The sequence below is a fragment of the Shewanella sp. BJSY2023SW007 genome, from assembly GCF_047314525.1.
GTDB lineage: Bacteria > Pseudomonadota > Gammaproteobacteria > Enterobacterales > Shewanellaceae > Shewanella > Shewanella chilikensis.
In genome coordinates this window covers 38,358-49,405 of record NZ_JBKORL010000079.1, presented here as the reverse complement: position 1 = coordinate 49,405, position 11,048 = coordinate 38,358, and the positions used below count along the sequence as shown (strand labels likewise).

The window sequence follows — 11,048 nt, the reverse complement described above, 5'->3', positions numbered from 1 at the left end:
CTATCACTGCATTTATAAAGCACGTCCCTGTGCTTTCCCCTTCGGGCCAGCTGGAGCTGTTCAAATTCATTCCCGATGAATTTGTCCCGCTGTGTACGTCGCGCCTTTCTATGTGGCGTTGATGATTATTCCGGCAAGAGTTATGAACATCGCCGTGATTGGGTTGAGTCGCGCTTATTGGAACTGGCGGCAGTGTTCGCCATTGACTTGTGTGCCTATGCAGTTATGTCCAATCATCTGCACTTGGTACTCAGAGTCGACTTGAAAACCGCCACAGAATGGACATTGGAGCAGGTTTTACAGCGTTGGCACCTGCTTTACAGTGGAACCCTGTTATCTCAGCGTTTTCTCCGCAGTGAAACACTCTCTGATATTGAATATCTCACCCTGCAACAAACCACTGAAGTCTATCGCCAACGTTTGATGGATATCAGTTGGTTTATGCGTGCGCTCAATGAACCTATTGCCAGACAGGCCAATCGGGAAGACGGGTGCAGTGGTCGCTTTTATTCGCCGCCATCCCTGGCGCTCTCCCTGCGGGCCAGCTAAAGCTGTTCAAATTTATTCCGGATAAATTTGTGGGAAGGCCGCTTCAAATCCCAGGCGCTATTGGATGATGCAGCCGTATTGGCCTGCATGGCTTATGTGGACCTGAACCCTATCCGCGCAGGAATAGCCAAAACCCCGGAAGACTCAGACTATACCAGTATTCAACGGCGGATACAGGCCGCGATGCAGGGCGAAAACACACCTGAGCTGTTACCCTTTGTTGGCAATGAACGGCTGAACATGCCACAAGGATTACATTTTGATGCCAAGGATTATCTGCAACTGGTCGATGATACCGGGCGCATTATCCGCCAAGACAAGCGCGGCCACATTACTGCCGGCACAACAACCATTTTGAATCGTTTAAACATCCCCATCGACAACTGGCTCAAGTTGACGACTGATTTTAGCCGTCTATTCAAAGGGCCGGTTGGTACACTGGAATCTCTTACCGACTACTGTACTCACTTACAGCGACGACGAAGGCAAGGGGCCGCTAATTGTCAGAAGCTGTTTAGCTGAATCCCCGAGGCTCCAAGATATTCATCTCCAATCGAACTTTGTTCGACCGACATCGTGTCTGAAATTCGACTTTTGCGCTCATTTCAATAACCGAGCGCCACTCGAAAGGTTTGAAAGATGATTTTCTCCCAGTGAAAACATCAGTTTTTCTGTGAACCAGGCAACTAGAGTCTTCACTCAGCTAATAATGGGTGTCTTTGTTGTTTTTCAATGGGTGTCTTTGTTGTTTAGGTTCTCCCTGAATGGCCCTCAAAAGGCTTGAAAGATGATTTTCTCCTAGTGAAAACATCAATGTTTCTGTAATCCAGGCAACTAGAGTCTTCACTCAGCTAACAATGGGTGTCTTTGTTGTTGTTGTAATCTAGTCATGATTTTTAAATCCTGGAGCTATTTTAAAATCGCATATTCCTAACAATGCTTGATTGTTTTTAAGCCACAATTGGTATTCGTCACCTTTCAATAAATTTCCAGCAGGCGAACAGTCTATATTCCATTTTCTGAGAAAAAATTCAACCATAGATGTTTTTACATAAACTATCTTCTCCCCATTGTCCATATTGTAATCAGCTTCAATAGCTTCTTTGTGTTTGACATTTGGATGAGGGGCTAATACTAATGGCACAGTAGAGTTCCATTTTTTATCCGACTGAATAATTTCATTATTTTCTATTTCTAAAGATGTCTCAGTTGCTTCTGTAATTCGTGTTATATTTAAGTTTATAAATTGCTCTCTCTTTCTGTCATACGCCCTTACATACCATTTTAGACCATCGCTGAATATACTGTGAGGTATAATTTCCCTATAGCCGCCACCACTATTTAGAGATTTGTATTTTATTTTTAGAACTTTACCTTTGTATATTGATCTAGATATTTCAGAGACAATTTCCTTATTAGGTGAAACCAGTGAAATAGGAGTGCACCCACTAATTATCCCTGTTTTCTGAGCTTCTAATAATGTCTGTCCACCTTCAATGAGTTCTAGAAGAACTTTGTTTATTGGAAGATCAAATAAGAAATCAAATATGCCATTCGTTTTGTCGTATTTCTTTGTACTCTTGTCGTAAGTGCAGTTTTTTTCACGTAAATTTTGGTAGTCAGATAAGTCTCTGGTAGCAACAGCATCGCTACAATCGAATCGTTCAGTCACGTCTTGTCTGGATACCGATCCAAGGTAGTACAGACGGAATTCGATGAAAGCTAATCTTTGGCTTTTGGCAGGCTTTATAGTTTGTGTATTCATATGTTCCCCTTGTTCAGAGGGCTAGCAGATATCTTATAGTTTAATGCAAAAAAGACGCGTTGACCACATCAAAAAGATGTGGCACTATTTGTTGTGCTTGGGATGGTCTCAGGCACTAGATATGGTATACGAGGTGAAATTATGGCTACAAATCCTCCTTCTGGGGATGGGCACCGCAACGGAGCCGTTAAAGGAAGATCTCAAACATTCAACCCTGTGACAGAACAGTGGGTGAAAAGAGATACCAAGACTGGGCGATTTATGGATGTAAAACAGGACGGCAATCCGTTCAAAGGAGTTCGTAAGGAAAAATAAAAACGGCTTCTATTGCGCTAACAATAGAAGCCGTATTACGTGAAGAGTAGACCATTGCGCTAACAATGGACCTAGAGCCCTACACTGAGAGGTCTCGCGCTCAGCTGACGAACAACGATTCCGATTAACGCAACCGCATCGTACCGTTTTGAAGCTCTTTTCACAATAGTTGAGATCCCTCTCTAACGTAAAAGAGAATCTTTATCATGAAATCAAAAACTGTTCATGTTTGTTCGTATCGACGTTTCAGGTACGGACGTTGGGAAGATGTGGGAGCGCACTGGCGTTCAATGCCCGCTTAAAGATTTATATTGAATCTTTTGTTACAGAGCCTGCTATTTGTAGGCTCTCTTTGCTTAAATGGCTGTCATTGATATCTAGTCGTCTAAGGCGTTTATTGTCCTAATGATTTATCGTGAAAAACACATCGCTATCATGACTGACAATGCTCAAAGTTGGCGGGATACACCGATGTCCCCCTCGGTGTCGCCGAAAGCCGCTGGCACAGCGGCTAGTATGGCTTTCTGCCCAAAATAGCCAAATAACATTGATTGGGCTTCCAGCGACGGACGTCTCGAATTGCCTGCCGCAGGCTTATGCACAGGCGCTCCTGTGACTCGCTGCGAGTACGTCCCTGTAAGCTCAGCCTCGGCATCCATGCCTCGGAAGGTCACAGTTCCGCCTGTGCCTGATAATTAGGTGTATGTCTGTGGATATATAAGCAATTTCAAGTAACGCTATGATTGCAGAATTGCACCGACCCCCGCTCGAAGCGGCCGCAGGGCGTTGATGACAATCGCGTAGCGAGGCATGGATGCCGAAGCAGCGCCAGTCGAATCAGGGATGAGCGTCTGGCGCGGTAGCGAATTGGCATCATAAGCACAAGGGGTTGTCCGCTGCGTCGCGGGTCGCTGGGGGTTTGGAAAGGGGGCGAGTCGATACAGCCCCCTTTCCTCGGGTGTGGGGCGAAGCTCCACGACTTTAGGCCGCTGGCACAGCGGCTATCATAGCTTCCAGCTAAAAGTTCCTAAGTTAGTACTGGCCGAGCTTCCGGCCTCGGTGTAGTCAATCACCTGCGGTGTGCCTTTCGCACAGGCGATCCTGTGACACGGCGTGAATACGTCCATGTAGCCTCGACGAAAACGTCCCTGTTTTCGACGGTCACAGTTCCGCCTGTGCCTGGAAATGAGGTGTATGTCTGCGGGCATATAGATAGCTTCAAACAAGTTAGTTCTCACAGAATTGCACCAATACCCCCTTCGGAGCCGCCGCTGGCGTTGTTGCAAATTGGCGTAGCCTAGACAGGTGAGTCGATGCCGTGCACAAATGGGGCTTATTCGCACTTTTCTTATTCGCACCTTCAGCCCCTTTGTTGTTGATTGGTTTTCTTGAGATTAAGCCAAGATTATTTCCATTTATCTCTGAGGAACTCAGGCTCCATATATTCGTCCGGATAACGTCTCTTGCTGTCCCGGCGGCGTTGTTTGACCCGTTTGTTCTTTTGCTTGCCTCTGACATGATCTCCCCATGGAGTATCATCGTCGTCGAAATCATAGTGGTTTGACATGATCCATTTCCAATAACACAGTGCATATAGGTTGCACCGCTCCTTTTTACCTAAAGCGCCGGTCAAGCTAAAGTGAGAAATTTAGCGTCTCAAGGTAAAAATTATTGCATGTCTGTCCCCGATTCCCTTCGGGCACTAACCTGACTCTTGTTAGCCTTGTTTACGAAAACGAACAACAAACATCCCATCGGCATTGGCTTCAAAGGGCCAAATCGTCAAATACTGCGTCTGTTCACCGCTGAATGGGTGGCTGAGCGTTTCCAGAGTAAACTCGGGCCGCTTGGCCAAGAAGGCATCGACCACCTGGCGGTTTTCGCTGTCCGCCAGTGAGCAGGTGGCGTAAACCAGAGTGCCTCCAGGCTTGACCGCATCGCAGGCACGGCTGAGTATGTCGAACTGCAGCGCGGGTTTATCGCTGATGGCCTGGCTGTCATCCAGCCAGCGCATGTCCGGATTTCGGCGCCAGGTGCCGGTGCAGCTGCAGGGGGCATCGACCAGCACGCCGTCGAAGGCTTCTCTGGCAACCGGCAGGGCATCGCTGCGCCAAGGCGCAACCTTGATGTTGAAACCGGCGCGTTTGGCGCGTTTTTCCAGTTCATTGAGTGCTGCCGGGCGGATATCCGAGGCGGTAATAGTACCCAAAACGCCTTTGGCGGCGTTATCTTGCTGCATCAGCGAGCTGAGTTGCAGGCTCTTGCCACCGGCGCCGGAGCAGGCGTCCCACCAGTTTTCGTCGGCCCGTGGGGCGCAAACCTGGCCTATGACCTGGGAGGCCAGATCCTGCACCTCAATAAACCCTTCTTTGTAGAGTTTGATTTCATTGAGATTGATACTCTTGCTGCCAAGGCTGATGGCATCATTGAAGACGGGAGCGGCGCTGGCATCGACTCCGGCGCTTCTGAGCTCGGCCAGGGCTTTGTACAGCGGCATATTTTGCACCCTGGCCCAGATGGGCGGGCGGCTGCAAAGCGCGTCTATCAGCAGCTCTTCCCGGGCCTCTGGCAGCGGCGCCACGGCCTGCCAGAACCAGTCAGGCGCCAGGTCTCTTACCAAGACATGTCGGCCAGAGACCTTGGATACCAATTCGGCGGCGGCTTTGGGGGCCAGAGCCTGCTCAAGCAGGGCAAATGACTTGCCGGCTCGTTGCTGCCAGGCACAGATAATGTCCGTCCAAGGGTGGGCTTCTATTGCCGCCGCCAATGCCAGGCGCTGGAACCACAGGCTTTGCTCATCGGTAGCTTCAAGTTGTTGTAACCAACCCCACCAACGAAACAAGGCAAACAGGGTTTCCCGAATGACTCTTCTGTCCTTGGAGCCGTGTTTCTTGTTGCTGCGGAAATAGTTCGCCAGCACCCGATCGGCACTCTGGCGACTGTCGAGGATTTCAGTAAACAGTGTGTTTATGGTGTTGGCATAACTGGTGGCACGTTTTTGGGCCGGAGTCAGTGAAGGGCTTGGCGCGGTCAAAGGTTTCTCTGCATCAAGTGTGGATAGCAATGGCGCCAATATTAACAGAAGTGCCGCGGCCTGTCCCCGGCACCTTGTTTGCTAATGGTTGCTACTGTTTGCTAATGCTTACCACACTGCTCAGATTTAGCGGGTAACCATTTGCGCTATCTGTTTGGCCCTGTCTTCATCGCTTAACTGGTCCCTGGACTCCGGGGTGACTATGCCTTTTTGACAGGCCGGGCGCAGAGCCAGCGTATCGAGCCAACGTTGCAGATGAGGCAGACCTTGAATATCTATGCCGCTCCAGTCGTAAATCCGCACCCAGGGCCAGGTGGCCATATCGGCTATGCTGTACTCATCACCGGCCAGATAGGCATGTTTGGCCAACTGATTATCCATCACCTCAAACAGGCGCCGGCCCTCTTTTTGATAACGTTCTATCGCGGCCGGGATCTTCTCCGGAAAATAGCGATAGAACACATTGGCTTGTCCCATCATGGGGCCTACGCCGCCCATCTGGAACATCAGCCATTGGATGACCTTGGAGCGCTTCTTGGCATCAACAGGTAAGAATTTCCCCGTTTTTTCAGCCAAGTAAAGCAGGATGGCACCGGATTCAAACACCACGAAATCATCGTTATCCCTGTCTATGATGGCCGGGATCCGGCCGTTGGGATTGATGGCTAAAAACTCGGGTTGTTTCTGTTCATTGGCACTGAGATCCAGATGGTGTACCCGGTAAGGCAAGCCCATTTCTTCCAGGGCAATACTGATTTTAAAGCCGTTGGGGGTGGCGGCGGTATAGAGTTCAATCATGTGTGTCTCCTAGATTTTATCCTTGCTTTTATCCTTGTTTTGGCTGGCTCATTGCCGGGCGTTGTCCGGTTTGCTCATACCAGTTTTGGAGCACAGGGAAAGGTTGCAGTGAAATCTGCAGATTTTTGATGAATCCCAATAAGATATAGGCGGTAATATCGGCAATGGAGTAGTTGTCACCGGCCAGATAAGGGGATTCACTCAGGCGCTGCTCCAGCAGAGGCAGGAAAGATTCCAGGCGCTTGCGGGATTCTTCGCCCCAGGCTTGAATGCAGGTTTCCCGGTCGCTGTAGATGCCGCTGATATTGCGAAATGCCTGAAAGGCAGGTAACAACCCCTGCAGTTCAACGATGCGTTGCCACATCTCCACCTTTGCTCGCTCCAGCGGTGTGCTACCAAAGAGCTTGAGTTCGGTAGGGAACAACTCATCGAGATAACGGCAGATGGCCACAGATTCGCACAGATAACTGCCATCATCCAGCTCCAGCAGCGGAATGCGGCCATTGAGACTCTTGGCCTTGAATTCGGCCGAGAGATTTTCTCCGCCGCGAAGATCGACGTGTACCCGCTCGATATCTATGCCTTTCTCCGCCATGAAAATACTGACTCTGCGGGCACTTGGGGTAGGTCCGAGTTCATACAGCTTCATCTATCTTTCTCCATCTGTCTTGGGCCGTTTTGCCCCTGGCTTGGCTGTCAGGAAAATGTATTCAAATCTTTTTCGGAACGATCGTTTAGGTTAGACTTTAGGGGATATCAGAACGATCAGTCAAGAATTAATTTGGCTAAATATACAGCACGTCACTCGCTGGAAACGCTTGGGAGCAGTATGGCAAGAAGTTGCAATTTTGACCGGGAAGATAAGCTGAAATTGGCAATGGAGCTCTTTTGGCAAAAGGGTTATGCCGCCACTTCAGTGGCGGATCTGGTGGAGCATCTGGGGATCAACAGATTCAGTCTCTATAACACTTATGGCGACAAGCTGAACCTGTACCGGGAGGCGCTGCGTCTGTATCTGCAGCAAAACTCTTTGCCAGCGCTCGACAGCCTGCGCGCCGAAGGCGCAGGGTTGCAGCAGGTAATTGATTATCTTGAACAGTTTGTGGCCCAGCAGCGAGAGCAAAAATACGGCTGTTTCCTGCAAAATGCGCTGCTGGAGATGAGCCTGGATGATGCAGTCGTGCAGCAAGAGAGTCGGCACTTGTTTGACTCCATCAAGGAGGCGTTTGCCAAGGCGCTGACCCACGCCAGAGAGCGCGGCGAGCTTAACAGCGACAATACCGAGGCGCTCGCGGCCTGGTTACTGCTGCAACTGCAGGGAATTCGGGTGCTAGGCAAGGCCGGTTTGCATCAGGAGTTGCAGCAGGCGCTGAGCGTGATGCGCGCTCAGCTTGGACGTTGAGCCAGATTGTACCTGGGCGGTTTAAGCCCGGGTGCGGCAATCAATAATCCAGGAACAGACATCAATAATCCAAGTCCAGGGCAAAGCACAGATAGCGCATCAACGCCTGGGTGTGCTGGAATTCGCTGGCACAGAAGTCGACAAAATCGCTGCGACAAACCTGCTCTTTTGTCAGCATCTTAAGCGCCACAAAGTCTTTGCGTTTCAATTCGTTTATCAATGGGTGGCTTTTATCGAACCCCTTGGGTGGCCGCACCAGGCTGTCACCGTCCATCGTAAAACCATGGCGCTGTAATTCCTCCAACGCCTTGCTGTAGGCGCGTGGGTTGTCGTCGATACATTGCCTGATGGCGCCGAGCACCTTGGATTCGGGGCGCCAGATCCCGGCAGCGATAAAGCAGCCATCGTTGGCCAGATGCAGATACAACCCGGGAGCGTGAACATCCTTACCCTGAAAATGGCGAAACTGGATCCCGACATTGAGCTTGTAGGGCGACTTGTCGTGACCAAAGCGAGTGTCCCGCTGTGGTCGCATCAAACTGCCTCCGACCTTCTTGGCGACCGCCGTCAATCTGGGAGACAAGGCCTGAATAGGCTGCTGCATCTGTTCAATAAATGTCAGTGCCGGCCCCCTGAGCAGGGTTTCATATTCGTCCTGATGTTGCTTGAACCAGGCCCTGTCGTTGTTGTTTTCCAGCCGGGTCAGAAAGGCAAAACCTTGTTCGCTGAAGCTCATCTTTGTTCTCCATTTTCTTCAGGGCGATATCTCAGGTGAAAGCCTGTTGTGAGTCAAGTGGTTTTACATTTTTAAAACAAAGATAACCAAATTGGATCCTGTGTAAATATCGATGAGAATAATTCTCATTTGTAAGCTTGGCTCTTATAATGCCGCCTTATTTTTAAGGGGAGATGATAGATGACAAGCGAACAATCCCGGCGAATGGCGCCGAGCGGCAAGCTGCCATTACTGCTGTGTGCCTTGGCGCCCTGGCCCTTGCTGGCCGCCACTTCTCTGCCGTCCAAGAGTGGTAGCAGTGTGCTGGGTGAGCCTAAGGTGGAAGCGATAGAGATCATAGAGGTGCGTGGCCAGCCTTTTCGTCGGGAACTGACGCTGACCCGTCCGGGCGAAGCCTTGGTGACATTGGAGGACATAGAGGAGCAACAGGCGGGAAACTTTGCCGAAGTGCTGGACACTGTGCCCGGCATCACTCTTGATGGCGGCCCCCGTAGCGGCGGTGAGAAAATCAATGTTTGGGGCTTTGGTGAGACAGAAGATCTCAATGTCTATGTCGACAACGCCCCGGTCGGGTTTGAACAGTATCGCTACGGCTCTTTCTTTATCGACCCGGATATGGTCAAGCGAATTGAGGTGATCAAGGGCGCCCACGATCCCCGCTCCGGCAATGGTGGTTTCGGTGGCTCCATGTATGTGGTGACCAAGAGTGCCGATGATTTTCTGGATTACGGCAAAAAATTGGGCGCCAGAGTCAAGGCCAGCTATGCCGATAACAACGGCTTGGAGACTTACACAGGTACGCTTTATGGCCGCTTGAACTCAGGGCTGTCGGCACTTGTTAACTACAGCTATAAAGATGCCGGCGATCTTGAGCTGGGCAACGGCCAGGTGTTTCGTTTCTCAGGCTATCGGCAAAACAACCTCCTGGCCAAGCTGGATTATGAGCTGGGAGCGCACAAGTTGTCTTTGAGCTATACCTCCTACGATGATGAAGGCCGTAAACCCTGGGCCAACCGCCGCGGCGAAATGCCCACTGTATCTGAGTTCAATATCAAAAAGTACGGCTCTTTTGAGGCGGCAGAATACGCCAATACCGCCCTCAACAGTTACAAAGACAGCACAGTTTCACTCAACTACCGTTATACACCGGCCAGTCCGCTGTGGGATCTGCAATTGGCGCTGTCCAGCAGCAGTAACGACAGACACTGGGTAAGGCCCCAGATAGCCTTCGATAAGATGTTTGTTTCTGTGGGTAACTTTGGCCATGAGTCCTGGCTCGAATACGACAGGGACTTTATCGATATCAACAACACCAGCCAGTTGGGTGACCACTTATTGACTGTGGGGCTGCAGTACCGCTCGCTCGATCGCCGCTCACTGGTATTCAACAAGAGTTATCAGAACAAGGCGGAGAAAAACTTCGGCCTGTACACGCCTTACTACCAGCCTGGAGGTCGCCAGGATACCTACGCCTTTTATCTCAGCGACAGCATTGCCCTGACGGATAACCTCATTCTAAAACCATCGTTGCGTTTCGACAGTATTTACAGCATAGGCCATGGCAATCTGGCGCCGGATTACAACGACCCCAGTGTCGGTCATGATTTTTCCTCTACCCGCCACAGCGGTTGGTCGCCAAGGCTTGGGTTGGAATACCGTCTCGGTGATGTCAGCTTTCTGACCCTGGATTATGCCTACAGCCTGCAGGCACCTGTGGTGGATGAGATTTATGCGGTGCAATATGCCAAGGCCAGTAGTGCTCAGGCGACCAGTCGCGGGATAGATGTCGAGCGGCTGCACGCCTATAAGCTTGGGCTGAGCAGCGCCTTTGATGGGGTCTTCGCCGGTGATGACAGGCTCTCGACCCAACTGACTCTGTATTGGAATCAGGGAAAACAGGATATCGCCCAGCGCAAAGGGCTCTGGGTCGACAAGAGTCAACCATTTGAGAGCGGTTATGTGAATCTCGACGGCTACCATATCTACGGTGGCGACTTCGAGGCTCAATACCGTTGGCACGATTGGTTTGCCGACTATACGGCTTCCTATACCCGCGGCAAGCACAGCGGCAGCCTGCGTGACAGCAGTGGCAGGGATGAAAACCTGGCAGACATTCCTCCGCTCAATATGCGTCTGCACCTGGGGTATTATCTGACTCCCGAGTTGTCGCTCTCCTGGCGTGGCAGTTGGTATGATGCGCAGCAGAAGGTGCCGGATGAGGGCCTGTTTGTCAGCGATAGACCGAGCCAGGCCTATTTTCTGCAAGACTTGTATCTCGGCTTCCAGCCGGAAGATATGTTGCAGGGGCTTGAGCTGAGGCTGGCGCTGCGTAACCTGACCAACCAGTATTACAGTCCGCATCTGGCCGATGGCATTGCGGCTCAGGGACGGGATATTCGCCTCAGTCTGGCGTACCAGTTCTGATAAAACCCCAGTTATTTTGTGCTTT

At 50.7% G+C, this 11,048-nt stretch carries 9 protein-coding genes and 1 pseudogene; 4 read left to right on the top strand and 6 right to left on the bottom strand.

Features of this window, described 5'->3' with window-relative positions; all coding sequences use genetic code 11:
• Positions 1-75 precede the first annotated feature (75 nt).
• Positions 76-1,071: pseudogene (locus ACMHXE_RS13650) on the top strand (transposase).
• Positions 1,072-1,432: 361 nt separating this feature from the next.
• Here ACMHXE_RS13650 and ACMHXE_RS13645 read toward each other — a convergent pair.
• Positions 1,433-2,314 (bottom strand): WYL domain-containing protein, encoded by an 882-nt coding sequence (locus ACMHXE_RS13645; protein WP_413732538.1) that lies wholly within the window; start codon positions 2,312-2,314, stop codon positions 1,433-1,435.
• 141 nt (positions 2,315-2,455) lie between these two features.
• Between ACMHXE_RS13645 and ACMHXE_RS13640 the strand changes: the two genes are divergently transcribed.
• Entirely contained in the window at positions 2,456-2,629 is a 174-nt protein-coding gene (locus ACMHXE_RS13640) for a hypothetical protein (protein WP_168429423.1), read from the top strand.
• A gap of 1,405 nt (positions 2,630-4,034) precedes the next feature.
• On the opposite strand, the gene ACMHXE_RS13635 is transcribed toward ACMHXE_RS13640, so the two are convergent.
• The 4 genes from ACMHXE_RS13635 to ACMHXE_RS13620 all read right to left on the bottom strand — a co-directional run bounded on the left by ACMHXE_RS13635 (position 4,035) and on the right by ACMHXE_RS13620 (position 7,110).
• The gene (locus ACMHXE_RS13635) at positions 4,035-4,196 is read right to left on the bottom strand and encodes a small highly charged protein (RefSeq protein WP_100145030.1); all 162 of its coding nucleotides are present in this window, start codon (positions 4,194-4,196) and stop codon (positions 4,035-4,037) included.
• A 150-nt stretch (positions 4,197-4,346) separates the two neighbouring features.
• Positions 4,347-5,663, bottom strand: a complete 1,317-nt coding sequence (locus tag ACMHXE_RS13630; RefSeq protein ID WP_413732536.1) for an RsmB/NOP family class I SAM-dependent RNA methyltransferase — start codon at positions 5,661-5,663, stop codon at positions 4,347-4,349.
• 126 nt (positions 5,664-5,789) lie between these two features.
• Positions 5,790-6,461, bottom strand: coding sequence for a glutathione S-transferase family protein (locus ACMHXE_RS13625; RefSeq protein ID WP_025011401.1), 672 nt, complete (start codon positions 6,459-6,461; stop codon positions 5,790-5,792).
• 28 nt (positions 6,462-6,489) lie between these two features.
• Positions 6,490-7,110: a glutathione S-transferase family protein gene (locus tag ACMHXE_RS13620; RefSeq protein ID WP_215793763.1), complete on the bottom strand. Its 621-nt coding sequence runs from the start codon at positions 7,108-7,110 to the stop codon at positions 6,490-6,492.
• A 180-nt stretch (positions 7,111-7,290) separates the two neighbouring features.
• On the opposite strand from ACMHXE_RS13620, the gene ACMHXE_RS13615 reads away from it, so the two are divergent.
• On the top strand, positions 7,291-7,863 hold the full coding sequence (locus ACMHXE_RS13615; protein ID WP_413732533.1) for a TetR/AcrR family transcriptional regulator: 573 nt from the start codon (positions 7,291-7,293) through the stop codon (positions 7,861-7,863).
• A gap of 61 nt (positions 7,864-7,924) precedes the next feature.
• On the opposite strand, the gene ACMHXE_RS13610 is transcribed toward ACMHXE_RS13615, so the two are convergent.
• Complete coding sequence (locus ACMHXE_RS13610) at positions 7,925-8,599, bottom strand: DUF2461 domain-containing protein (RefSeq protein WP_071476618.1); 675 nt, start codon at positions 8,597-8,599, stop codon at positions 7,925-7,927.
• A 180-nt stretch (positions 8,600-8,779) separates the two neighbouring features.
• Here ACMHXE_RS13610 and ACMHXE_RS13605 point away from each other — a divergent pair, with 180 nt between their 5' ends.
• Complete coding sequence (locus tag ACMHXE_RS13605; RefSeq protein WP_226564480.1) at positions 8,780-11,023, top strand: TonB-dependent receptor domain-containing protein; 2,244 nt, start codon at positions 8,780-8,782, stop codon at positions 11,021-11,023.
• The last annotated feature ends 25 nt before the right edge of the window (positions 11,024-11,048 follow it).

Bases quoted from the DNA above. Each gene is read 5' to 3' on its own strand.
- ACMHXE_RS13645 (WP_413732538.1), bottom strand. From the start codon at position 2,314: ATGAATACACAAACTATAAAGCCTGCCAAAAGCCAAAGATTAGCTTTC.
- ACMHXE_RS13640 (WP_168429423.1), top strand. From the start codon at position 2,456: ATGGCTACAAATCCTCCTTCTGGGGATGGGCACCGCAACGGAGCCGTT.
- ACMHXE_RS13635 (WP_100145030.1), bottom strand. From the start codon at position 4,196: ATGTCAAACCACTATGATTTCGACGACGATGATACTCCATGGGGAGAT.
- ACMHXE_RS13625 (WP_025011401.1), bottom strand. From the start codon at position 6,461: ATGATTGAACTCTATACCGCCGCCACCCCCAACGGCTTTAAAATCAGT.
- ACMHXE_RS13620 (WP_215793763.1), bottom strand. From the start codon at position 7,110: ATGAAGCTGTATGAACTCGGACCTACCCCAAGTGCCCGCAGAGTCAGT.
- ACMHXE_RS13615 (WP_413732533.1), top strand. From the start codon at position 7,291: ATGGCAAGAAGTTGCAATTTTGACCGGGAAGATAAGCTGAAATTGGCA.
- ACMHXE_RS13610 (WP_071476618.1), bottom strand. From the start codon at position 8,599: ATGAGCTTCAGCGAACAAGGTTTTGCCTTTCTGACCCGGCTGGAAAAC.
- ACMHXE_RS13605 (WP_226564480.1), top strand. From the start codon at position 8,780: ATGACAAGCGAACAATCCCGGCGAATGGCGCCGAGCGGCAAGCTGCCA.